General features: G+C 71.7%; 21 protein-coding genes. 2 read left to right on the forward strand and 19 right to left on the reverse strand.

Annotated features, from left to right (window positions below; translation table 11 throughout):
• The first annotated feature begins 85 nt into the window (after positions 1-85).
• On the forward strand, positions 86-1,180 hold the full coding sequence (locus ACF08N_RS19185) for a sensor histidine kinase (RefSeq protein ID WP_392325807.1): 1,095 nt from the start codon (positions 86-88) through the stop codon (positions 1,178-1,180).
• 69 nt (positions 1,181-1,249) lie between these two features.
• Here the strand turns inward: ACF08N_RS19185 and ACF08N_RS19190 are convergent, their stop codons facing one another.
• The 11 genes from ACF08N_RS19190 to ACF08N_RS19240 form a co-directional block, all read right to left on the reverse strand.
• Positions 1,250-2,338, reverse strand: a complete 1,089-nt coding sequence (locus ACF08N_RS19190; protein ID WP_392325808.1) for an LLM class flavin-dependent oxidoreductase — start codon at positions 2,336-2,338, stop codon at positions 1,250-1,252.
• A gap of 26 nt (positions 2,339-2,364) precedes the next feature.
• The gene (locus ACF08N_RS19195; RefSeq protein WP_392326006.1) at positions 2,365-2,781 is read right to left on the reverse strand and encodes a PPOX class F420-dependent oxidoreductase; all 417 of its coding nucleotides are present in this window, start codon (positions 2,779-2,781) and stop codon (positions 2,365-2,367) included.
• A gap of 124 nt (positions 2,782-2,905) precedes the next feature.
• Positions 2,906-3,964, reverse strand: coding sequence for a ketoacyl-ACP synthase III family protein (locus tag ACF08N_RS19200; RefSeq protein ID WP_392325809.1), 1,059 nt, complete (start codon positions 3,962-3,964; stop codon positions 2,906-2,908).
• A gap of 45 nt (positions 3,965-4,009) precedes the next feature.
• Positions 4,010-5,194: a chorismate synthase gene (gene aroC / locus ACF08N_RS19205; RefSeq protein WP_392325810.1), complete on the reverse strand. Its 1,185-nt coding sequence runs from the start codon at positions 5,192-5,194 to the stop codon at positions 4,010-4,012.
• A gap of 2 nt (positions 5,195-5,196) precedes the next feature.
• Positions 5,197-6,411 (reverse strand): 3-hydroxybenzoate 6-monooxygenase, encoded by a 1,215-nt coding sequence (locus tag ACF08N_RS19210; RefSeq protein ID WP_392325811.1) that lies wholly within the window; start codon positions 6,409-6,411, stop codon positions 5,197-5,199.
• 81 nt (positions 6,412-6,492) lie between these two features.
• The gene (gene aroA, locus ACF08N_RS19215; protein WP_392325812.1) at positions 6,493-7,761 is read right to left on the reverse strand and encodes a 3-phosphoshikimate 1-carboxyvinyltransferase; all 1,269 of its coding nucleotides are present in this window, start codon (positions 7,759-7,761) and stop codon (positions 6,493-6,495) included.
• Positions 7,761-8,504 carry an SDR family NAD(P)-dependent oxidoreductase gene (locus tag ACF08N_RS19220; protein WP_392325813.1) on the reverse strand — a complete coding sequence of 248 codons (744 nt, stop codon included), beginning with the start codon at positions 8,502-8,504 and terminating at the stop codon, positions 7,761-7,763. Before ACF08N_RS19220 ends, aroA begins: the two co-directional genes overlap by 1 nt.
• Before the next feature lie 281 nt (positions 8,505-8,785).
• On the reverse strand, positions 8,786-9,883 hold the full coding sequence (locus ACF08N_RS19225; protein WP_392325814.1) for a DUF6081 family protein: 1,098 nt from the start codon (positions 9,881-9,883) through the stop codon (positions 8,786-8,788).
• Positions 9,884-9,973: 90 nt separating this feature from the next.
• On the reverse strand, positions 9,974-10,891 hold the full coding sequence (locus ACF08N_RS19230; RefSeq protein WP_392325815.1) for an arylamine N-acetyltransferase: 918 nt from the start codon (positions 10,889-10,891) through the stop codon (positions 9,974-9,976).
• Between the two features lie 37 nt (positions 10,892-10,928).
• Complete coding sequence (gene wrbA, locus ACF08N_RS19235) at positions 10,929-11,546, reverse strand: NAD(P)H:quinone oxidoreductase (RefSeq protein WP_392326007.1); 618 nt, start codon at positions 11,544-11,546, stop codon at positions 10,929-10,931.
• A 159-nt stretch (positions 11,547-11,705) separates the two neighbouring features.
• Positions 11,706-13,160: a multicopper oxidase family protein gene (locus tag ACF08N_RS19240; protein WP_392325816.1), complete on the reverse strand. Its 1,455-nt coding sequence runs from the start codon at positions 13,158-13,160 to the stop codon at positions 11,706-11,708.
• 368 nt (positions 13,161-13,528) lie between these two features.
• On the opposite strand from ACF08N_RS19240, the gene ACF08N_RS19245 reads away from it, so the two are divergent.
• Positions 13,529-14,425, forward strand: coding sequence for a shikimate dehydrogenase (locus tag ACF08N_RS19245; protein WP_392325817.1), 897 nt, complete (start codon positions 13,529-13,531; stop codon positions 14,423-14,425).
• A gap of 261 nt (positions 14,426-14,686) precedes the next feature.
• Here the strand turns inward: ACF08N_RS19245 and ACF08N_RS19250 are convergent, their stop codons facing one another.
• From ACF08N_RS19250 to ACF08N_RS19285, 8 genes are all read right to left on the reverse strand, one after another.
• Complete coding sequence (locus ACF08N_RS19250; protein WP_392325818.1) at positions 14,687-15,886, reverse strand: IS701 family transposase; 1,200 nt, start codon at positions 15,884-15,886, stop codon at positions 14,687-14,689.
• Between the two features lie 403 nt (positions 15,887-16,289).
• Positions 16,290-17,408 (reverse strand): 3-dehydroquinate synthase family protein, encoded by a 1,119-nt coding sequence (locus ACF08N_RS19255; RefSeq protein WP_392325819.1) that lies wholly within the window; start codon positions 17,406-17,408, stop codon positions 16,290-16,292.
• A complete protein-coding gene (locus ACF08N_RS19260; RefSeq protein ID WP_392325820.1) occupies positions 17,405-17,968 on the reverse strand; it encodes a shikimate kinase in 564 nt (187 codons plus the stop codon). The genes ACF08N_RS19255 and ACF08N_RS19260 overlap by 4 nt, the downstream gene beginning before the upstream one ends.
• Positions 17,952-18,284 (reverse strand): YdhR family protein, encoded by a 333-nt coding sequence (locus tag ACF08N_RS19265; RefSeq protein WP_307714227.1) that lies wholly within the window; start codon positions 18,282-18,284, stop codon positions 17,952-17,954. Before ACF08N_RS19265 ends, ACF08N_RS19260 begins: the two co-directional genes overlap by 17 nt.
• A 207-nt stretch (positions 18,285-18,491) precedes the next feature.
• The gene (locus ACF08N_RS19270) at positions 18,492-20,375 is read right to left on the reverse strand and encodes an anthranilate synthase family protein (RefSeq protein ID WP_392325821.1); all 1,884 of its coding nucleotides are present in this window, start codon (positions 20,373-20,375) and stop codon (positions 18,492-18,494) included.
• A gap of 1 nt (position 20,376) precedes the next feature.
• Positions 20,377-21,033, reverse strand: a complete 657-nt coding sequence (locus ACF08N_RS19275; protein WP_392325822.1) for an isochorismatase family protein — start codon at positions 21,031-21,033, stop codon at positions 20,377-20,379.
• Between the two features lie 36 nt (positions 21,034-21,069).
• A complete protein-coding gene (locus ACF08N_RS19280) occupies positions 21,070-21,855 on the reverse strand; it encodes a 2,3-dihydro-2,3-dihydroxybenzoate dehydrogenase (RefSeq protein ID WP_392325823.1) in 786 nt (261 codons plus the stop codon).
• A 213-nt stretch (positions 21,856-22,068) separates the two neighbouring features.
• A complete protein-coding gene (locus ACF08N_RS19285; RefSeq protein ID WP_392325824.1) occupies positions 22,069-23,292 on the reverse strand; it encodes a 3-deoxy-7-phosphoheptulonate synthase in 1,224 nt (407 codons plus the stop codon).
• Between the last annotated feature and the right edge of the window lie 172 nt (positions 23,293-23,464).

The raw sequence follows: 23,464 nt of genomic DNA on the forward strand, positions 1-23,464 counted from the left end.
CCCGGCCGGCCGCGGCGCCCTTCCCTTTTTCGTTCCCCCGGCCCACTTCCGCACCACGAACCCGTGAAAGGAGCGTGACGTCACCATGGCCGGATCGGTTCTCACCCCCGCCGGTGAACAGACGGAGGCCACCGACGGGATCGGCAGGGCGTTCGCCGACGCCCTCCACGCGGGTCTGTCCCGCGTCGCCGGTGAACGCACCACGGCCGCGAACACCTCCGTCGCCCTGGCGGAGCACGCGCCGGCGATACTGCGCCGGTTCGAGTCGCGCCTGCCCGCCGTGCTCGACCCGTTCGACCGCCACGACACAGCGCTGCGCGCGGAGTTGACCGCACGGGCCCGCACAGCCCTGGCGCGCGCGACCCGGCCCGTCCTCGCCCCGGACGGCCCCGCCGGCTCCCCCACCGGCCCCGCCTCCGCGCAGCACGCGGCCGTGACGGCGACGCTCCTGATGGAGTGCGCGCTGCCGTACCTCGCGCCGGGCGACGACGCCTCGCGCACCGCACAGCTGCTGGGGGACGCGATACGGCGCACGGTGCCGCCGGACGCCCCCGGCACCGAGCGCGCCGCCGACGGCTCCACCGCCGACTGCTGCTGGCACGAACGCCGCCGTATCCTGCGCGATCTGCACGACCAGCTCGGCTTCTCGCTCGCCACCGCGCAGCACCTCGTCGAGGGCCGCGGCGGCCTCGGACCCGTACGCGAGGCGATCCGGCAGGCGAGGGAGAGGCTGCGCTCGCTCGCCTCCTCCCTCGCGGAGTCCTCCACCCCGCCGCCGCTGCCCGACGCGATCCGCCAGTACGCGGACGAGGCGGCCCCGCCCGGTGTCGAGGTGACGGTGAAGACGAGCGGCAGCGAGCACATCGCCCCCGATCCGTGCCGGCGGGACCTGTTCCTGACGGTCCGCGAGGCGCTCGGCAACAGCTTCCGGCACGCGGCGGCGGGCCGGGTCACGGTCTGTCTGCGGTTCACCCGCCACTGGGTGCATGCGAGCGTGCAGGACGACGGCACGGGCTTCGACCCGGAGCAGGTGCTCGCCCCCGGCCACCCGCACCAGGGAATGCGCTGCATGACCGAGCGGACGGCGGCGGCCGGCGGGCGCCTGACCGTGACCAGCACGACGGGTGCGGGCACCCGCGTCGACATCCATCTCCCGCTGCACCCGCAGACACAGCGGTGAACCGCCGGCGCGGCGCCGCCGGCACGACGAAGGGGCCTGCCGGATGCCGCCGGCAGGCCCCTTCGGTGTTCACTGTCCGGCGCGCTCCCGGTCCCTGCGGGCCACCCGCTCCGCGTGGGTGGGGCCCGCGGGCACGTCGGCGGGGCGGCCCGACGCGAACTCCTTGCGGAGCACCGGCAGCACCTCCTCGCCGAACATGTCCAGCTGCTCCAGCGCGACCTTCAGCGGAACCGCGCTTCCGTCGACGATGAACAGCTGCCGCTGGTAGTCGCCGAAGGTCTCCCGGAAGGTCAGCGTCTTGTCGATGACCTCCTGCGGCGAACCGACGGTCAGCGGCGTCCCCTCCATGAACTCCTCCATGGGGGCGCCCCCGTACAGGGCCGTGTTGTCGAAGTACGGGCGGTACTCGCGGATCGCGTCCTGGGAGTTCCTCCGCATGAAGAACTGGCCGCCGAGCCCGACGATCGCCTGCTCAGGGGTGCCGTGCCCGTAGTGCGCGTACCGCTCGCGGTAGAGGCCGACGAGCCGGACGAAGTGCTCCTTGGGCCAGAAGATGTGGTTCGCGAAGAAGCCGTCGCCGTAGTACGCGGCCTGCTCGGCGATCTCCGGGGAGCGGATCGAGCCGTGCCAGACGAACGGCGGAACGCCGTCCAGGGGCCGCGGCGTGGCGGTGAAGCCCCGCAGCGGGGTGCGGAAGCGGCCCTCCCAGTCGACGACCTCCTCGCGCCACAGGCGGTGCAGCAGTGCGTAGTTCTCGACGGCGAGCGGGATGCCCTGACGGATGTCCTGGCCGAACCACGGGTACACGGGCGCGGTGTTGCCGCGGCCCATCATCAGGTCCACGCGGCCGTCGGCGAGGTGCTGGAGGACCGAGAAGTCCTCGGCGATCTTCACCGGGTCGTTCGTGGTGATCAGCGTGGTCGCCGTCGAGAGGATGATCCGCTCCGTGCGCGCGGCGATGTGGCCGAGCAGGGTCGTCGGCGACGACGGCACGAAGGGCGGGTTGTGGTGCTCGCCGGTCGCGAACACGTCCAGACCGATCTCCTCGGCCTTCTCCGCGAGCGCGACCATCGCCTTGAGGCGCTCGTGTTCGCTGGGCGTGCGGCCCGTGTTGGGGTCCGTGCCCACGTCACCGACGCTGAATATGCCGAACTGCATGCTGTCCACCCCATCTCCGCCCGGGCTCACTCCGAGATGCCGCCGGCCGCGATGATCCTGGTGGGGCGCAGGCGCACGAGCAGTTCGCCCGGGACTCCGTTGCGCGCGCCGAACTCCTCGGCGCGGTCCTCGCCCATGTAGCGGCCGCCGATCCTGGCAGCCCAGTGCCGCAGCTCCGCGGGCTCCTCGGAGATCACCGCCTCGCCCTCGACAAGGACGAAGGCGTACGGGGGCCGGTCGTCGTCGACGCAGATCGTGGCGCGCGGGTCGCGGGCCAGATTGCGTCCCTTGACGGACGTCTTCCCGGTGTTGAACAGGATGTCGTCGCCGTCCAGCACGAACCACACCGGCGCGACATGGGCACGCCCGTCGGCCCGTGCCGTGGCCAGCTTGCCCGTGCGGGTGCCCTCCAGAAGAAAGGCCCGCCGCTCGAATTCCGTCATCTTCTTCACGGCAGACAGTGTTCCCGCGCAGGACCCGACGTCGAACGATCCGGCCCGTACTCCGTCAGGTCGCGCCCCGGAGCGCATGGGCACGCTCCGGGGCGCGGGTGAACGAAGGGCCCCGTCAGAGGGCGGATTCGACGGTCACCGGCGGCTCCAGGATCTCGATCACCGCGGTCGTCCAGTTGAAACCGAGCCCGATGCCGGTCATCATCACGCGCTGGCCCGGCTGGAGCAGACCCGCGCGGCCGAGGTGGTCCAGCGCGCCGAACTGGTCGGTGGCACCGACGTGTCCGACCTCCGCCACCCACTGCCAGGGCGTCCGCTCCTTGTCGATGCCGAGCGGGCCGAGGACCTCCTGCTGCATCATCTGGCGGCCGAAGCTGGGGAAGATCAGGTGCTCGACGTCGGCGAGCCGCGTCCCTGCCTCCTCGGCGGCCGTGTTGACGGTCTCCACCAGTGTCTCGTTCATCCGCCGGAACACTCCCGACATGCCCATGCCGCTCGCCGCCGCGTAGTCCTGCATGCGGCGGATCAGGCTGATCGGGTACAGGTCGGTGTCGTGCGGGTCGGCGTACGGCTTGAACGGCAGGTCCGCGCGCTGCGCGCGCTCCAGCTCCGGCCGGCTCCTCGTGACGACCGACAGGACCCGGGCGAAGCCCGAGCGCCGTGAGAGCACGGCGGCGCTCGCGCCGTCGCCGAGCACCAGGCCGGCGTAGGCGCGCCAGCGGTCCCAGACCGGCAGGACGAACCGGTCGGAGGCCGTGATCAGCGCGGCCGTGCGGTCGGTGCCCGCCGCGAGATAGGCCGCGGCCAGCTCGATGGCGACCATCGCGCCGTTGGACTGCTGCCGGACCTCCATGGACAGTCCGTGTCCGGCGAGGATCTCGTGCTGCAGGTAGGAGGTGATGTTCCAGCCGTCGAGGCCGTTGAACCCGGCGGCCGCGTGCATGAGCACGCCGAAGTCGCTCTCGGCATGGCCGGACTGGCGGACCGCCAGCTTCCCGGCGCGCACCGCCATCTCCGGCTGGGTGTCGTCGTCCCCGGCGACCGCGGCGCTCACCTGCCCGGTGCGCCGCCGTCCGGCCTCGTCCCACAGACCGGCCTCGATGGCCTCGTCCGCGGTGACCGGCTTGGGGTACCAGGACCCGACACCGGCTATGTACAGGTCTTCATGTCTCATCGGAGCCTTCCCTCGGCCTCGGAGGTGATCGGTCGGCCCGGTCGCTCAGCGGACGGCCAGGGCTTCCAGAAAGGAGGTGACATTGCGGCGGGTCTCGGTGACGCTGTCGCCGCCGAACTTCTCGGCGACGGCGTCCGCGAGCACCAGCGCGACCATCGCCTCGGCGACGATTCCGGCGGCCGGCACCGCGCACACGTCGGACCGCTGGTGGTGCGCCCTGGCCGGCTCACCGGTGCGCACGTCGAAGGTGGCGAGCGCCCGCGGCACCGTCGCGATCGGCTTCATCGCCGCCCGCACCCGCAGCACCTCGCCCGTCGACATGCCGCCCTCGGTGCCGCCCGAGCGGCCGGACGTGCGCCGCACGCCCTGCTCGGTGGCCACGATCTCGTCGTGCGCCCGGGAACCGGGCACCCGGGCGAGCTCGAACCCGTCGCCCACCTCGACGCCCTTGATCGCCTGCACGCCCATCAGCGCGGCGGCCAGCCGGGCGTCCAGGCGGCGGTCCCAGTGGACATGGCTGCCCAGCCCGACCGGCACCCCGTACGCCAGCACCTCCACGACGCCGCCGAGCGTGTCGCCGTCCTTGTGGGCCCGGTCGATCTCGGCGACCATCGCCTCGCTCCCGGCCGCGTCCAGGCAGCGCACCGGGTCCGCGTCCAGCCGCTCCACGTCGCCGGGGACCGGCAGCGGCCCGGACGGTGTCCGCGCGGCCCCCAGCTCGACGACGTGCGACAGGATCTCGATCCCGGCCGTCTCCCACAGGAACGCGCGGGCGATCGCGCCGAGCGCGACGCGCGCCGCGGTCTCCCGGGCGCTCGCCCGCTCCAGCACCGGGCGGGCGTCGTCGAACCCGTACTTCTGCATGCCCGCCAGGTCGGCGTGGCCGGGACGCGGCCGGGTCAGCGGGGCGTTGCGGCCCAGGCCCGCCAGGATCTCCGGATCGACCGGGTCCGCCGACATCACCTGCTCCCACTTGGGCCACTCGGTGTTGCCGACCATGACGGCGACCGGCCCGCCCTGCGTCAGGCCGTGCCGTACGCCGCCGAGGAAGGTCACCTCGTCCCGCTCGAACGCCATCCGGGCCCCGCGGCCGTAGCCGAGGCGCCGCCGTGCCAGCGCGTCCGCCACCACCTCCGTGGTGACGGGCACGCCGGCCGGCAGCCCCTCCAGCGTCGCGACCAGCGCCGGGCCGTGCGACTCACCCGCGGTGAGCCAGCGCAGACTTCCCATGATCAGACCAGTCCGGCGGGCACGGGCGGCGCGATGTGGCCGGCGACGCCGACCTTGCTGCCGTGCAGCCAGGCGACCTTGTCGTACATGTCCTCGGGGCTGAGGGAAGCCAGCATCGCGTTGCGCTCCTTGGCCGCCTCGCCCGCCGGGTGGTACAGCTGCCGGCCCATCTCGCGCGCGACGAGCTGGGTCGCGGCGGTGCGCTCGCGGCGCTCGGCGTTGAACTTCTGGAAGTTCACCTCGAACTCGGACTCCTCGGTGCCGATCAGCTCACCGAGCATGACCGCGTCCTCGACCGCCTGGCAGGCGCCCTGGGCCGCGTACTGGAGCATCGGGTGGGCCGCGTCGCCGACGAGGACGACCCGGCCGTCGGCCCAGGTGTCGACCGGGTCGCGGTCGCACAGGACCCAGCTGCGCCAGTCCTCGCCGAGGTTCAGCAGGCGCCGCGCGGTCTCGCCCAGCTCCGGGAACTCGCCGAGGACGTGCTCCTTGGCCACGGGCTCGCCGAGAACGGCCTTGGTGGCGCCGTCGTCACGGGTGGCGGCCAGGTTGAGGAACTTGCCCTCACCGATGGGGTAGTGGACGAAGTGCCACTTGGGACCAGCCCACAGGGTGACGGTGTTCCAGCGCAGCTCCTCGGGGACCTGCTCCATCGGGATCACCGAGCGGTAGATCGTGTGCCCGGACACGCGCGGGAAGCCGTCGCCGACGAGCTGCTTGCGGACGAAGGAGTTGATGCCGTCGGCGCCGATGAGCGCCGCGCCGGTGACCTCATCGCCGGAGGTGAGGCGCACGGTGACACATCCGTCGCTCTGCTCGTAGCTCTCCACGTTCGCGTCGGTGCGCAGTTCGATCGTGTCGGTGGCACGGCAGGCGTCCAGCAGCGGCGCGTACAGGTCGATGCGGTGCACGACCGCGTACGGGTTGCCGAAGCGGCGGCGGTAGTCGCCGGTCAGCGGCATGGCGGCGACCTTCTCGCCCGTCGTGCCGTCCATGAAGCGCAGTTCGTCGATGTGCACGGCGCGGGCGCGGACCTCGTCGCCCACGCCGAGCTGGTCGAGGGCCTGGAAGGCGTTCGGGCCGAGCTGGATGCCGGCGCCGAGTTCGGTGAAGGTGTCGCGGGCTTCCAGGACGATGACCCGGTGGCCACGACGGGAGATGCTCAGGGCCGCCGCCAGCCCGCCGATCCCACCGCCGGCAATGATGATGTCCGTCATCTCGCTCTCTCTTCTCGCTACGTGTGTCTGCTGGTCGTGGGGCGCCGCTGTGCCGTGCATGCCGTCCGCGGCGTGCCGTGCTCAGTGCGCCGGCGGGGGGAATCCGGCCTGCGGGCCGAAGAGCCTCGACAGCTCCTCGTGGAAGCCGGGGAACGTCTTGGCGACGCAGCCCGGGTCGTCGAGAGTGATCCCGGGGGTGCACAGCCCGAGGACGGAGAAGGCCATGGCGATGCGGTGGTCCCGGTGGCAGGCGATCTCCGTGGCCGCCATCCGTCCGGGGTGGACGGTGATCCGGTCCTCGCCCTCGTCGACCGCGATGCCGCCGGCGCGCAGGTTCGCCGCGATCGCGGTGATCCGGTCGGACTCCTTGAACCGCGCGTGCCGGATGCCGTGGACGGTGATCGGGCCGTCGGCGAGGGGTGCCACGGCCGCCAAGGTCATGAAGGTGTCCGAGATGTCGCCCATGTCCACGTCGAAGCCGCCGCGGAACCGTCCGGTGCCGGTCACGGTGGTGGCGTCAGGGCCGATCTCCACGCGGGCTCCCGTGCGGGCCAGGACCTCGGCGAAGCGCAGGTCGCCCTGCAGGCTGTCCTTGCCCAGGTGCGGCACGGTGACGGTGGTTCCCGTGACCGCCGCGGCGGCGAAGACGTACGAGGCGGTCGAGGCGTCCGGTTCGATCCGCAGCCTGCTGCCGGTGTAGCCCCCGCGCTCCACCCGCAGCCGCCCCTCGGCGTCGATCGAGACCCCGGCGCCGAAGTGGCGCATCAGGGCGGTCGTCATGTCGATGTACGGGCGGCTGACCAGCCCGCGCGCATCCACGCTCAGCGGTTCGCGCATCAGCGGCGCGGACAGCAGCAGCCCGGTCAGGTACTGGCTGCTGACGGAGGACTCGAGCGCCAGCTCGCCGCCGGCGAGCCCCCGCGCGGTGATGCGCAGCGGCAGACCGCCACCCTCACCGGTCTCGACCCGCGCGCCCAGCTCCACCAGCGCACGGCTCAGCGGACCGAGCGGGCGCGCCCTGAGCTGATCGGAGCCGTCGAAGCAGAACTCGCCCTCGCCCGCGGCCGCGAGGACCGGGAGAAAGCGTGCCGCGGTGCCCGCGTCGGCGCACCAGATCGCCGCCCCGGTGCGCGGCGCGCGGCCGAGCCCCGTGACCGTCCAGCTGTCCTCGCGTACCTCGATGGCCGCACCGAGGTCGGTGAGCGCCTCGCGGAAGGCGACGGTGTCGTCGCTGACCAGCGGGGCGATCAGTTCGCTCGTCCCGTCGGCCGCGGCGGCCAGCAGCAGGGCCCGGTTGGTGATGCTCTTGGACCCTGGGATACGGGCCACGCGGGCACGTATCCCGGACATCAGAGGGTCACCCCGCCGTCCAGCACCAGGTCGTGGCCGACGACGAACTTCGACTCGGAGCTCGCGAGCCACGCGACGGTGTCGGCGATCTCCTCGGTGCGCGCGACCCGGCCGGCCGGGGCCGACGTCTTCACGTGCTCCTCCCACTCGGCACGGCCGTTGGTGGCCTCCACGTCGCCGGGGCTGATGGAGTTGATCCGGATGCCCTCGCCGATGTGCTCCTGCGCGGCGGTCCGGGTGAGGGCGGACAGTGCCGCTTTCGTGGACGCGTAGGCGCCGAATCCGAGCCGGCGGCCGTTCACGCTGACATTGGTGGAGTGATTGACGATCACACCGCCGCCGTTCTCGCGCATATGGGCGATCTCGTGCTTCATCAGCAGCCAGACGCCGGTGAGATTGGTGGAAAGTACTTCGCCCCAGACGGCTTCGCAGGTTTCCGCGAGCATGTGGGGGTGGGGGACCCAGCAGGCATTGTTGAAGGCGATGTGCAGTCCGCCGTGGCGTTCCACCGTCGACTTCACCAGCCGGATGACGTCCATTCCGTGCGTCACGTCGGCCATGACGGCGTCGGCGGTGCCGCCCTCCTTCTCGATCAGGGCGACGGTCTCCCGCAGGTCCCGGGGCTCCCGTCCGGCGACCACCACGGTGGCGCCTTCCCTCGCGAAGGCCAGCGCGGTGGCTCTGCCGGTGCCGGAACCCCCTCCGGTGACGAGTGCGACCTTGCCGGTGAATCGTGCAGTCATCAGGATTCTCCTGTAGCGGGCTAGGGGAGTGGCCGGAGAAACAGGCGGCGTCCACCAGTGGATTACCGCGGGCAATTCGGTGTGCGGCGTGCGCGTTACTCGTGATCTGTGTGACGCCGGAATCACCCCTGGAATCCCCTTCACTCTGCGCCGTGCCCTGGCCACCGATCAATGCGCACCGGACTACTTCGTCAGCTGACGGCATGTGCCCGCGGCCACAGAAAAGCCCCGCATTCCCTTTCCGGCGCAATGACCGGGAGGGAATGCGGGGCCGGGATGTGTCAGAACCGGGCGCCGGTGATGCTCAGCTGCTTCACATCGAGCTGTGCGCCCTGTCCCCAGAGCCGGTTGCCCTCCCGGCTGTCCGGGTCGACGAAGGTCTGCGGCACCGGGACGCCGGCGTCGGGGTCGTAGTACGAGGTGGTGTCGGTGAGCTTCACGAGCGCACCGTCGGCCGGCGGATCACCGCTCGGGTCCTCGCCCAGGTCGGGGGCGTCCGCGTCCAGCAGCGCGAACATGCCGAAGCCGGGAGCGAGTTGGCGCGGCGCGATCAGTTCCTCGCGTCCGCCGAGGTCGATGATCAGGTGGGTGCGGTCCTTGGGCCTGAAGCCGATCTTGTCGACCTTGTAGACCTGGCGCCCGTCCACCTTCCACACCACGGTGCCGGCGGACCGGTCGTAGGAGATGGCGAGGTCGTTGACCTGGTCGGCGCGGAAGCGGCGCTCGACCGGCAGGGCGTAGGAGAAGGCGACGTGGTCGGCGCCGGGGGTCGGCAGCCGCTCGTAGAAGGCGTAGATCCAGCCGTTGGTGACGAAGAAGTCGAAGACCATGTTCGACTCCTGGTCGATGGTGGTCATCGCGCCGGCCGCGAGCCGCAGATCGACCCGCGGGTTGGCCACCGCGTCACCGAACGGATGCTGATCGGTGCCGTACGTACTGGCGCTGAAGGTGGAGTCGAACGTCAGCACCGACCCGGGGTCGGCGTCGAAGCCCATCACACCGGAGCTCGCCCGGTGGTTGGCGAGGGCGTACCACTTGACGTGGTCGAGCCCGCCGTCACCGCCGTCGGACTCCTTGCCCGTCGTGTACGCGAAGGCGGGGGCGCCGGTCCGGGGGTTGGTGCCGGTGGGCACGACCCGCAGTCCCGCCGACGACGTGGAGGTCTTCCCGTCGCCGTAGGGGAACGAACCGAGCGGCGCGAGCGACCACTTGGCGTCGTCGCCGGTGTGGTCGAAACCGCTCCGGAAGTCGTCCCAGGTGGTCCGCGCCCGAGTGTCGGACGCGGCCGGTGAGGTGGCCGAGCCCGCGGCGGCCGGCATGAGGGCCGCCGCGAGGGCGACCGTCAGCACCACCGGCAGGTGGAACAGTGCACGTTTCACAAGACTGGCTCCCTGTGTCGTCAGAACGGATCGTCAAAACGGGGGAGGCGGAACGCGTGCGAGGGGGACGGCTCCTGAGGAGGCCGCGCGTCAGCTGCTGCGGGTGGCCAGCCAGTGTTCGTGCGCGGCGCTGAGCCTGCGCCAGAGCGCGCTGCGCTCCGCCTGCGGCACATCGGTGAGGGTGATTCCGAAGACGCGCTGCAGCGTCCCGTAGTACTCCTCCTCGCTCGTGACCGTGTGCGAGCGGCGGCCGGAGCCGTCGATCCTCGTCAGTACGGTGCCGAGGAGGCGGGTGAGTCCTTCGGCGTCCCGGAGCCCCACCACCGCGGTGCGCACGAACCGGGAGTCCGGGTGGGTGGTGAGGAACTCGTTCTGGACGGTGAAGTCGCCCCGGCCGGCGGGGCCCGGCGCGAAGTCCATCGCGGCGAAGGAGCCGCGCGCGTCGTGCGTGAACCGCCAGCCGCCGGGTACGACCGGTGAACGGCCGAGCCGGTAGGTGAACGGGCCCTGGCGGCTGGTGCCGGGACGCAGCGGAATCGGTTCCCGGGGGCCGTCGCCGCCGATGCCGACGTCGACGAACCAGTCGGTGAACCCGCTACCGTCCCGTCCGGTGCCGCCCGGTCCGGTGCCGCCCGGTCCGCTCCCGTCCTCGTCCGCCAGCCGCACGGTGAGCGTCAGATGGTTGCCGCTGTCCCCCGGTGGCGGCTGGTCCGCGGAGTCCTGGACGCCGCCGCGATGGCGGGTGACGCGGTAGCCGAGCAGGGTGAGCAGCGTGGCGAACGACCCGTTGAGGTGGAAGCAGTAGCCGCCGCGTCCGCTCAGGATGCGGGGCAGCGCGCCCGGGTCGTCGACCGGGCTCGGCCGGCCCAGCTGGATGTCGAGGTTCTCGAACGGGACCCTCTCCAGATGTGCGGCCTGCAGTCTGCGCAGGGTGTCCAGATCCGGCCGGGCGGCTCCGTCGACGCCCAGCCGGTCCAGATACGCCCGCACCGTCGTCGGATCGCTCATCGCGTCCCCGCGGTGGTACGGAAGTGACTGCGGCGGATCAGGCCGCGGCCTCGAGCCCGCGCTTCAGCGCGGTCCCGATCTCCACGGCACGGCGGGCCTGGAACTCGACGGCGGCCAGGTTCTCCGCGCCGGGGGCCTCGTTGTTGTAGCCGACGTGGCTCGCGCCGTACGGGTTGCCGTTCTTGATGTCGAACTGGATGGCGTCGGCGTAGCCGGGAGCGACGATGATGGCGCCCCAGTGGTAGAAGGTGTTGTTGAGCGCCAGGAGGGTGCTCTCCTGGCCCCCGTGGGTCTGCGAGGTCGAGACGAAGGACGAGACGACCTTGTTCACCAGCTTGCCCTGGGCCCAGATGCCGCCCGTGGTGTCGATGAACTGCTTGAGCTGGGCGGCCGGCAGGCCGTAGCGGGTGGGCGTGCCGAAGAGGATGACATCGGCCCACTCCAGGTCGTCCAGGCTCGCGACGGCCACGTCCTTGGCGGCCTCGCGGTGGGCGGCCCAGGCCGGGTTGGAGGCGATGGCGCCCTCGGGCGCGAGCTCGGCCACCTGACGCAGCCGGACCTCGGCGCCTGCCTTCTCCGCCGACTCGGCGGCGGCCAGGGCCAGCTTGTGGACGTTACCGGTGGACGAGTAGTAAATGACGGCGACGTTCGTCACGGTGGTGCGCTCCTTGATCGGATATGCGGGCGTGGACGGTTCCAGAAACCGCACCTGACCATCCCGCAGCGGTCGTTGCGCCCTCAAATGATTCGGGGCGATTTCGTCACGTGTGAGGGTGCGGCGGGGCGGGCCGCACAGGCCGCCCGCGCGTGCGGGTCAGACGACCCGCAGATTGCCCATCATTCCCATGGCCGCGTGGTCGATGAGGTGGCAGTGGTAGACGTAGTCGCCGCGGTAGCTCTCGAACGTCACCTGCAGTTTCACGCTCTCGCCGGCCTTGAGGCTGACCGTGTCCTTCCAGGCGCTCTCGCCGTCGTTCGCGACGGGCCTCCCGTTGCGCTCCAGTACCCGGAACATCGCCAGGTGCACATGGAAGTTGTGCGGCGCGAGCTTGTTGGAGTTGGTGACTGTCCATATCTCCGGGACGCCGAGCTTCACCTCGGTGTCGATCCGGTGCATGTCGTACACCTTGCCGTTGATGTATCCCTGGGCGTTCGGCCTGCCGTCCTCGTCCATGCTCAGGTCGAACGTGCGCTGGACGGTGGCCGGCGGGAGGGCGGGCATGGTGCGCAGGACCGACGGCAGCGGTCCCGCGCCCACGGTGAGGTTCTTCATCACGCGGAACTGCATGACCTTGCCGACGTGCTCGGCCGGTCCGGGCCCTTCCGTGTTGGTCAGTTCCAGGCGAGTGCCGGGGACGTACTTGGCGAAGTCGACGACGATGTCGACGCGTTCGCCGGGCGACAGCTTCACCGCGGTCGTCTGCAGCGGCTTCTCCAGCAGGCCACCGTCGCCGCCGATCTGCCAGAAGGTCTCCCCCGCTCCCAGCCTGAGGTCGAAGAACCGCAGGTTGGACTGGTTGAAGACGCGGAAGCGGTACTTGCGGGCCTCGACGGAGAAGTACGGCCACGGAACCCCGTTCGTCAGGATGGTGTTCCGGTTCATGAAGTCGTCCATCACGTAGACGAGTTCACCCGACTCGTCGAAGCGCGCCTCGCGCAGCGCGATCGGGATGTCGTCCAGACCTTCGGGCAGGTCCAGACGCGACTCGATGTCGTCGGTCAGCAGGTAGAAGCCGGACAGCCCGCGGTAGACGTGCTCCGCCTCCTCGTGATGGGCGTGGTCGTGGAACCAGAGGTTCGCGTGCGGCTGCTGGTTCGGGTACGTGTAGGTCTTGGACCCGCCCGGCGGGATGAGGTCCATCGGGCCGCCGTCGCTGTCCTGCGGGACGTGGGCGCCGTGCAGGTGGACCGAGGTGGGCTGGGCGAGATTGTTGATCTGCTTGATCACCACTCGCTGACCGGACCGCGCCTTGATGACCGGTCCCGGGAACTCGCCGTTGTACGTCCGCAGCCTGGTCCTGCGCCCCGGCAGGATCTCCTTGGTGATCTCCTTCATCGTCACCGTGTACGTGCTGGTGGTGCCGGACACCGACGTCGGCTGGAGCACACGCGGCACGGGCATGGGCACGGCGTACTTGGCGATCGCGCTCGGGTCGAGGTCGGCCGCGAGCGCGACACCGCCGGAGAAGGCCGGCGCAATCAGAGCGGCGCCGCCGACGGCCCCCGCCGCGCCTATGCCGGCTCTGAGCGCAGTACGTCGACTGATCATGATTCCCCCCAGAATCGAAGCCGCCGAGCGCCCCCGTGGCGCTCCTGCGGTGCGCTGCACACTGCCGCGAACTCGCCATGCGTGGCCGGTACGCGGGGGGACTTTGTCATGACGCCCGTGAAAATCCGGACTCCTTGTGACGAAGTATCCGGCGGTCGGTGCCCAGGTCACCCAACTCCCGTCACCCTGTGTCAGATAGCGGAAGCCGGCAATCCGTGTGATCACGCTCACTCCCCCCGTACGCGAGCGGTCGGTCGAGCCCCCTTGAACGGGCGTCCCCCGTGTGCCGACCGCGCCTCCGTTCCCGCCCGCTCCCCCGTCCCCCTCCTCCCCGTCCTCTCCCCGCCGACCCGACAAGGAGCACCGTCATGAGCACTGCTCGCCTCTCCCCCCGGCAGCGCATCGCCACCGGGCGCCGGCGCCGCCCGCGCGCCGCGGTGCTGGGGTCCCCCATCGCCCACTCCCTCTCCCCCGTCCTGCACCGCGCCGCACACGCCGCGCTCGGACTCGACTGGTCCTACGAGGCCGTCGAATGCGACGAGAAGCAGCTCCCCGGGCTGCTGGACTCGCTCGACGACTCCTGGGCGGGGCTCTCCCTGACCATGCCGCTGAAACGCGCGGTGCTGCCGCTCGTCGACGAGGTGACCCCGCTGGCGCTGGACGTCGGCGGCGCGAACACCGTCGTCCTGCGGGACGGCAGGCGGTACGGCCACAACACCGACGTCCACGGCATCGTCACGGCGCTGCACGAGGAGGGCCTGGCCGCGGGCCGCCCGGACGCGGTGATCCTCGGCGGCGGCGCGACCGCGTGCTCGGCGCTGGCGGCGCTGAGGGAGCTGGGACAGACCGACATCCCGGTCGTCGTACGGGAACGCAGCCGCGGCGCACTGGTGTGCGCGGCCGCCACACGGCTCGGCGTGGCCGTACGGTTCCACACCTTCGACGAACTCGGGGACGTGCTGAACGGCGCGGCCCTGGTCGTCTCGACGCTGCCTGCGGGCGCGGCCGATCCGTACGCGGCGGCGATCGCGCGCAGCGGGGCGGACGTCTTCGACGTCGTGTACGCCAACTGGCCGACCCGGCTCGCCAGGGCGGCTCTCTTCGGCGGCGCCCGCGCGGTGGGCGGCCACACCATGCTGTTGCACCAGGCGGTGCGCCAGGTCGAGTTGATGACGGGACGCACGGACGTCCCGGTGGAGGAGATGCGCCGCGCGGTCACGGCGGAGATCGACCGCCAGGCGCAGTCCGGCCCGTCCCACGGCTGAGAACCGCTGCTCACGACGCGGCACCGCGCGGTCCCGCGACCGCTGCTCACCGGCGGGCCGTCCGGCCCGTCATGGGTCCCGGACGACGTCCGGGGAAGAGATCGAGGGGCCGCCCGCGGGCCGTTCCCGTCGGCCACGGCGGCCTCCTGGCGCGCCGGCCCGCGTGGCGACCCCGGCGGGGTCCGGAGTCGTACACGCGCGCCTCGCGCAGGCGCGGAGGACCGGCCCTATGCCCGGGGCCCGCCCGCCCCGGCCACCCGCTCACGCCGAGCGGATCAGGCTCCGTTCACTCCGTGCACCCTGCTGCCGCGCCGCGGACAGCGTCACGATGGCGTGCGCCACCGAGCTGAGCGTGACATGGCGGTGCCAGCCGCCGAACGTACGGCCCTCGAAGTCCCGTACCCCGACCCGCGTGCTGATCTCGGCGAAGTCGTGTTCGACCCGCTCCGTCAGCCTCCCGAGCCGCAGCAGCACCGCGGGCGGCGCGTCGGTCAGGTTGGTCAGCCACAGCTCCCCGGGCTGCCGTTCCCAGCCCGACCAGGCGCCCGCCAGCTGCAGCGGCAGGCCCCGGCCCGGGGCGGGCAGGGTGACCTTCGTACCGGTGACGAGCGCCGAGCGGTTGATGGCGCTGTGCGGGTCGACCCAGCCGACCTGCCGGGACGCCTTCTTCACCCACTCGATCACCTGCTGCGCCTGGAGCAGCCGTTCGCCGTGCCCGGTGGGCAGCAGTTCGTTGGGCAGCAGCAGCGTCGTCCCGCCGATGCGCAGGACGAACGGCACGCCCTTGTGCGCGAAGTTCCTCGCCAGCAGGGCGGCGTCGTGGTCCCGCGCGTCCATCACCACGGGACGGCAGCGCAGCCCCCAGGCCCGCAGCGGTTCCAGGACGGCGTGCAGGGCGACGGCGCCCGGTTCGGCCTCGCCCTCGCCCTCCGGTATCTCGGCGCGCTTGCGCCTCTCCTTGTCCTGCAGCCAGTCCGTGGGAAGGATCAGCCGCCAGTTGATGGGTGCGCTCTGCTCCTCGTTGGCCAGCCAGACGCCGTACGACTTCTGGCTGTTGACGACCCGCCCGAGCTGCGGGACGAAGGACTCCTCCACTCCGACCGTGTGCTCTCCGGTCTTGACCACGTACATCGGCCGGACCACCCAGGCGTGCGGAAGCAGCGTCCGGTCCAGGTGGCCGGCCAGTGCTCTGCGCACCGCCAGCCAGTCCCACGAGGACTTGCTGATGAAGTGGTGCAGACGCTGTTCGGCCGCGCCACCGCCGATCACCGACGCGATCGACCGCATGGACTTGCGCCCGGGGATCGAGAGCAGTCCGGAGATGTACCACTCACCGCGCTCGCGCTGATCCCGGCGCGGCAGTGACGTGAGCATGCGCTTCGAGAACTCGGTCACGAAGTCGTCGTCGACATCGCCCCAAGCGATGTCCGGTCGTCCTTCCCTGTCCCTGGTCCCTTCCACAGGGCCCCCTTCCCTGGATGCGACCCGGTCCGCCGGCTCCTCGCGGCATGGCCGCGAGGAGTGCCTGACCTGGCCAACTCGACCACCTTACCAAACCACGCAGTCGGTTTTTATTCGAAACACGCCAACCACACTCCGTCAGGTCAGGGGAGCGTTCCAGCGGCATATGCAGGTCAGGAGGGTGCGCCGGAAGAGAAGAAGCAGATGAGAGCCCCGAGAGGGTCGCCCTCGCAGGCGCCTCTCGGGGCTCTTAAACAAGGAAGATGGTCGGTTTTTTGTCATCCACTTGTCGTCGGAAAATCACCGTCGGCCGCTTCCGTACCGCGCGTGCTGTGCCCGTGGCGACCCGCGGGCGGCGGACGGCGGTCCGGGGGACGGCGGCCGGGCGGCCTGCGCACGGCCCTCAGGAACCGATCCGGCGGTACGCCTCGTCCTGCAGCGCCCCCTCCGGGTCGTGCAGCAGCCCGGGCCTGCCGATGGCGTCGAGCACGACCAGCGGCGCCGGGGCGTCCCCCGAGCCGGCCGTCAGGGCCTCCCGCAGCCCGGCCCACGCCTCGCCGGGGTACGACGTGGGCAGCCCGACGGCGGCCAGCACCTCGCGATGGCGCTCCACCGACGCGTCGTCCAACCGGCCCGCGAGCCGCGCCACTTCCGCGGCGAAGACCATGCCCACGGCCAGGGCGTGCCCGGGCGGTACGCGGTAGTGCTCCACGCGCTCGATCGCGCGGCCGAGGGTGTGCCCGTACCCGAGGCTCCAGGCGGGCTCGCCGTCCCGGCGGGCGAGGGCCGCGGCCTTGACCCGCACCGCGCGCTCGATCAGTCCGGCGGCGTCGCAGCCGGCCGGGCGGGCGGCCCGCGCCGGATGGGCTGCGATCAGATCCAGGATCACGGGGTCGCCGACGAAGCCCGCCTTGGTCATCTCGGCGAGCCCGCCGAGATGACCGCCGTCGGGGACCGTCTCCAGCAGCTCCGGATCGCAGACCACCCCGGCCGGCGGATGGCACACGCCCACCAGCTCCCGGCCTTCGGGCACGTTGATCCCGGCGGCACCGCCGACGGCCGCGTCGACCATGCCGAGCAGCGTCGTCGGCACCAGGACCGTCGGCACACCGCGCCGCCAGGTCGCCGCGGCGAAACCGGCGAGATCCAGGGTCGCGCCGCCGCCGAAGGCCACCACGACGTCGTCGCCGGTGACGCCGGCCGCGGCGAACCGGGACCAGACACCGGCCAGGACACCGATCTGCTTGGCCGCCTCGCCCTGCGGGATCTGCAGCACGGCGACACGGCGGCGGTCGGCCTCCAGCGCCGCGCGGATCGACCGCACCTGGCAGCTGAGGGACTCGTCGTGGACGAGGGCGACCGTCCTCGCCCGCTCCGGCAGCAGGCTGACGACCGCGGAGGCGGCCTTCTGCCCGATCAGCACGTCGTACGGCCGCTCGCCGCCCGCCCTGACGCGCAGCGGATGACGTCCGCCGAGCGCTTCGGGAGAGGCGGGCACGAGACCTGGGAATATGGTGCTCACACGGACTCCTTCGCTCGTCGCAAGGCCCCTGCGGGCCTGCCGGTCAGCAGGGCGGCGATCCGGCCGGCCACCTCGTCGGGGCGCTCCCCGGGCGCCACCGTCACGGTGTGGCGGGCCAGTCTGCGGTAGATCGGGGTACGGACGCCGAGGGCGGTGCGCAGCCGTCCGCCCGGGTCGTCGGCCAGCAGCGGACGGCTCGCGGCGTCGCCGATGCGGTCGAGCAACTGCTCCAGCGGTACGGCGAGATGGACGACCGTGTGCACGCGCAGCGCCTGCTGCACGGAGGCGTCCAGGACGGATCCCCCGCCCAGTGCGAGGACCCCGTCGTGCCGGGCGAGCGCACGGTGCACCGCGGCCCGCTCCAGCAGCCGGAAGTGCGCCTCGCCCGTGCGGTGCAGGATGTCGGGGATCCCCGTGCCGGCCGCGGCCTCCAGGTCGGCGTCCGTGTCCCGGAAGCCGACGCCGAGCAGGCCGGCGAGCAGCCGTCCCACTGTGGTCTTGCCCGCGCCGGGCGCGCCGATGAGCACGGCGGCCGGGCGGCGCTCAGGACGCGAAGGCAAGGCCGTGTCCGGAGAGCGAGTCCAGGGTGTGCACACCCTGGACGGTGGCCTCCACGTCGAAGGCGTGGCGGTGTCCGGGCGGTGCCCCGATGATCTCGGCCGCGCGGGTGGGGATCGGCTGGGCGGCCGCCTCGGCGGACTCCCACAGGAAGATCGCTCCCCAGCGTTCGCGGGCCTCGTCGGAGATCCAGGTCTTGAGCACCAGGCCGGGTACGGCCGCGAACCGGTCCACGGCCTCGTCCCGGAGGAAGTCGCGCAGCTCGGCGATGGTGCGGCCGGTGCCCGCGAGCTCCCACCAGACGACTACGGCATGCATGGCTGTCCTCCTCGGCGGTGAACGCCCGCCTGTGTCGGGTCGGTTGTGGGTCTGTCGGGTGTGTGGTGCGGTCGCGGAGCAGCGGCCGCGGGCGGGGTGCCAGGGGGAGGCGACACCGCGCGCCCGCGGCCCGCTGTCCGTGCCGGTCCGGCGGCGGGGGATGGTGCCGGACCGGCGGGCCGACCGGGGCAGGGAACCGCCCCTGGATCAGTCGGCCGTCAGGGGTGTGAGCAGATCGCTCAGGATCCGCACACCGTCCTCGGTCAGGATCGACTCCGGGTGGAACTGCACCGAGCGGAAGCCCGGTCCGCGCAGTCCGTGCACCTCGCCGGTCACCGCGTCCCGGCTCACCGAGACGGGTGCCCCGATCAGCTCGGGCCGCACGGTCTCGGTCGCGCTGCGCGCGGCGAACGTGTTGTAGAAGCCCACCTGTTCGGGCCTGCCGAACAGGTCGATCTTCCGCTGCACGCCCTGGTTGGGCTTGTCCCTGCGGACCAGGTCCAGGCCGAGGAGGGTGCTGAGCACCTGGTGGCTCAGGCACACCGAGAGGAACGGAATGCCCCGCGCCAGCAGCTCACGGGTCGCGCCGTGCAGGTGGGCGATCTTCGGATGGTCCACATCGCGCGGATCGCCGGGGCCCGGCCCGAGCACGACCAGGTCGCAGCCGTCGACTGAGTACTCCTGGTCGAAGCGCCGGACCGTCACCTCCATGCCGAGCGAGCGCAGTTGGTGCGCCAGCATGCCGGTGAAGGTGTCCTCGGCGTCGACGACGAGGACCTTGCGGCCGGCGAGCGCGGGCACCGTGCGATCGCGCGCGCCCGGCTCCTGGAGCCAGTACGCGGAGATCGACCGGTTGCGCTGGTCCAGCGCGGCCAGGACGTCCGGGTGCCCGGAGAGCCCCGACTCCGTCGCCCCGAGCGCGGCCAGCAGCCCGGACGCCTTGGCCCGCGTCTCGGCCACCTCCGACTCGGGCCGGGAGTCCCTGACCAGGGTGGCGCCCACGCCGATGGCGACCCGCCCGGTGGCGGAGATCTCCGCCGTCCTGATCATGATGGCCGAGTCCAGGGTCGGGCCGCCCTCGGCGTCCCGGCCGATGAGGGCCAGTACGCCGCTGTAGTAACCGCGGCCCTGGGGCTCGTACTTGGCGATCACCTTCGCCGCGCTCTCCAGCGGGCTGCCGGTGACCGTGGGGGCGAACAGGGTGTCGCGCAGGATCTCGCGCGGGTCGCGGGTGCTGCGGCCCTCGATGAAGTACTCGGTGTGCGCGAGGCGCGCCATCTCCTTGAGGTACGGGCCCACCACGCGCCCGCCGCCGTCGCAGATCCCGGCCATCATCTTGAGCTCTTCGTCGACCACCATGTAGAGCTCGTCGGCCTCCTTGGGGTCGGCGAGGAAGGCGGTCACGCCCTCCAGCGTCGGCCCGGTGGCCGGATAGCGGTAGGTGCCGCTGATCGGGTTCATCACGGCGGTGCCGCCGTGCAGGCTCACATGCCGCTCGGGGCTGGCACCCACGAACGTGCGGTCGCCGGTGTGCACGACGAACGTCCAGTACGCGCCGCGCTCGCCCTCCAGCAGCCGCCGGAAGAAGGTCAGCGCCGCGGACGGCGACCAGTCGCCGATATCGGCGACGAAGGACCTGCGGATGACGAAGTTGGCTCCCTCGCCGGTGCCGATCTCGTCGGCGAGGATCTCCCGCACGGTCTGCGCGTAGGCGTCGTCGGCGACGTCGAAGTGGCCTTCCGACACCTCGATGGGCTGGTTGGGCAGCCGGTCCAGCAGCTCCCCCAGCGGCACCGAGTCCTGGTCGCGCACGGACAGGGTGATCAGCGGGGCGCCGTCGTCGGCCGCCGCGTAACCGCGCTCGGTGATCTGCCGGTACGGCACGACCACCAGCACCTCGTGCTCGGCGCGCCCGGTGCCGGCCATCCGCAGGCCGCCGCTGGACGGCACGTCCGCGAGGACGTCCGGCGTGGACAGCTCGCCGATGAGCACGTCGACCCGGTCGGCGCCGGCCGCCTCGGGCCGGTACAGCAGCGCGAACGGCGGCGGGTCGGCGGCGAGGACGAGATCCAGTGTTCCGTCGTCGGTCATGTCAGACCTCCTCCTGCTCCGCCGGGCCGAGCTGGTCCAGCACGGTCTTGGTGGTCACGGTCATGGCGCAGCGCTGCGCCGCGTACTCCAGCGCCATCCGGTGGTACTCGTGGGTGAAGTCCGCGATGGCGTCGCCGACGAGGAACGGCTGGATGTCGTGCGTGAAGGCGTCCGTGGTCGTCATGAGGACACCGACGTGCGCGTACACACCGCAGACGATGAGCTGGTCGCGTCCGGTACGGCGCAGCAGGTCGAGCAGTTCGGTGCGGAAGAAGGCGCTGTAGCGCCACTTCGTGAAGACGGTGTCGCCGTCGGCGGGTTCGAGGCCGGCGACGACCTTCCTGTGCTCCGGGGACACGGTCATGCCGGGACCCCAGAAGTCCTTGAGCAGGCCGCGTTCCTCGTCGGTCATGCCGCCCGGCTGGGCGGTGTACGTCACCGGGATGCCGAGGGCCGCGCAGCGCTCCCGCAGGGCGGTGGCGTTGCGGACCAGGTCGGTCACCGGTGACTCCCCGGCCGGGAACGGCCGCAGGAAGTACTTCTGCATGTCGTGGATCAGCAGGACCGCTCGTCGCGGGTCCACGGTCCACTGCGCGATGTTCTCCGGCATGTCCCCCTGACCGGGCATCGGATAGGGGCTGATCGTGGGCAGAGCCATCCGGGATCTTCCTCTCGGCTGGTGGCTTACGGGCGGTCAGTGACCGAGCGAGGCACCGCCGTCCACGGTGAGGTCGTGCATGGTGATGTGGGCGGCCCGGTCGGACAGGAGGAACAGCACGGCGTCGGCGATGTGCGAGGGCTGGGCCAGCCGTCCCACCGGTATGCCGACGCGGAAGGCGCCGGGAACGCCCTCGATCGAGGAACGCGCCGCGCTGCCGTCGTCCCACAGGGAGGTCAGCATCGGGGTGTCGGTGGAACCGGGCGCCACCACGTTGCAGCGGATGCCGTACCGCGCCACCTCCAGGCCGAGGACCTTGGTGAACATGGTGGACGCGGCCTTGGACGCGGAGTACGCGGACATGTCCACGCGCGCCGTGCCCGCGGCGTTGGACGCGATCGTGACGATCGCGCCGGAGCCGCGCTCGACCATGCGGTTGACCACCGCGCGGGACATGAAGAACACGCCGCTGGTGTTCACCGCGAAGGTCGTGGCCCAGTCCTGGTCGGTGAGCGCCTTCGCCTTGCCGAGGCGGAGCACGCCGGCGCCGTTCACCAGGTACTGGATGCCGCCGAGCTGCTGCTCGACCGCGTCCACCACGGCATCGACGTCCGCGCTGTCCGTGACATCCGCGGGGTAGGCCTCGGCCACCTGCCCCACCGCGCGCAGTTCCTTGGCCAGTTCCTCCAGTGGCTCCAGGTTCCGGTCGACCATGGCGACCGCGGCGCCGTCGGCCGCCAGAGCGCGCACCACTGCCTCGCCGATGCCACCGGCGGCACCGGTGACGAGGGCTACCTTCTTTTCCGTCTTGTCGACATTCATCGTGGTCCCAAAGCTCGGGGATTGCGGCGGCCGGGGCCGCCGGGATTCCGTGGGCTGTATGGCCGCACCACGAAATCCCGGCGGCCCGCCGCCATTTCCTGCTGCGGATGTACGGGTATGGCTGCCGCACGAATGAAAAGACCCGTGCGGCGTTTCTCATGCGGCGTGCCGGCTGGTTCCGTCACTTCTTGCGGGTCGCGCCGTACCGTTCGCCTAGATGTGCCAGGCGGAGGCGACTTCCAGCGCCTGTCCGGGATTGAGCCGCGGGTCGCACAGGCTGGTGTACTTGTCCCCGACCCGGTCGAGCAGCGAGGCGTCGTGGACACACTCGGAGACCTCGTCGGGCGTGGTCTCCAGGTGCAGTCCGCCCGCCGTGCCGCCGGCCTCGGTGACGGCCTTCTGGAACTCCTCGACCTCATGGACCACCGTGGTGACCAGGCGGGTCTTGAAGCCGTCGGGCGAGGCGAACGTGTTCCCGTGCATCGGGTCGCACAGCCAGATGACCGGGTGTCCGGCCTCCCGCACCGCGCGGACGAACCCGGGCAGCCGCTCGGCGACCCGGTCGGCGCCCATCCGGGAGATGAGCGTCAGCCGGCCCGGCGTACGGTCCGGGTCGAGCCGCTCGCACAGGGCGAGCAGCCCGTCGCGGTCCATGGTCGGACCGACCTTGCACGCCACCGGGTTGGCGACGGAGGCCAGCAGGTCGACATGGGCGCCGTCCAGCTGCCTGGTCCGGTCGCCGATCCACGGCCAGTGCGTCGAGGTGAGGACCAGGCGGCCCTCCTCGTCGCGGCGCAGCTGCGGGAGCTCGTAGTCCAGCACCAGCGCCTCGTGGCTCGTCCAGACCGGTGCGTCGACCGGCGAGAGCGAGCGCACGGACCGCGAGCGCAGGGCGTCCATCGCCGTGGCTGCCGCATCGTGCGCGGACAGCAGCCGGCGCGGGTCGGGCCTGCGCAGCTCCGGGTCGGCTTCCGGGCTGTTGACCAGGTGGCCGCGGTAGACCGGCAGTTCGACGCCGCCGACGACCTCGGTCGAGCTGGAGCGCGGCTTGCCGAACTGCCCCGCCATCCGGCCCACCTGAAGGACCGGACGCAGCGAGTTCAGCGACATGACGCCGGCGAGAGCGTCCAGCAGCGCCGTCTTGCGTATGACGTGCTCGGGTTGGCATTCGAGCGGGTCCTCGGCGCAGTCGCCCGCCTGGACCACCTGGAGCAGCCCCTCGGCCACCTCTGCCAACAGATAGCCGAGGGTCCGTATCTCCTCCGCCGCGACGAGCGGTGGTCGGCGGGAGAGCTCGCGCACCGCTCGGTCGGCGGCTCCGGCGTCCTCCCATTCGGGCTGCTGCAGAGCCGGCAGCCTGCGCCAGCGCTGCGTTTCGCCCTCAGGAAGCACTTCTCCGAATCCGGTCGGCCTTTCCGAGATTGTATGACTCGTCACCCAGGACCTCCATCGTGAGAATTCCCCATTGTTGCTGCGGCTCCGGTGTATCGACTCCCATCCCGTCCCGCATTTCCGAGAATCGAACCCCAAGTCGAGTCTCAGGGTGGGAATTTGATGGGTCAAAACCGACCTTCGAACTTCGTCACGTGATGCGGGCGCCACATTCTCA

The organism is Streptomyces sp. NPDC015127, from assembly GCF_043080095.1.
Taxonomy (GTDB): Bacteria; Actinomycetota; Actinomycetes; order Streptomycetales; family Streptomycetaceae; genus Streptomyces.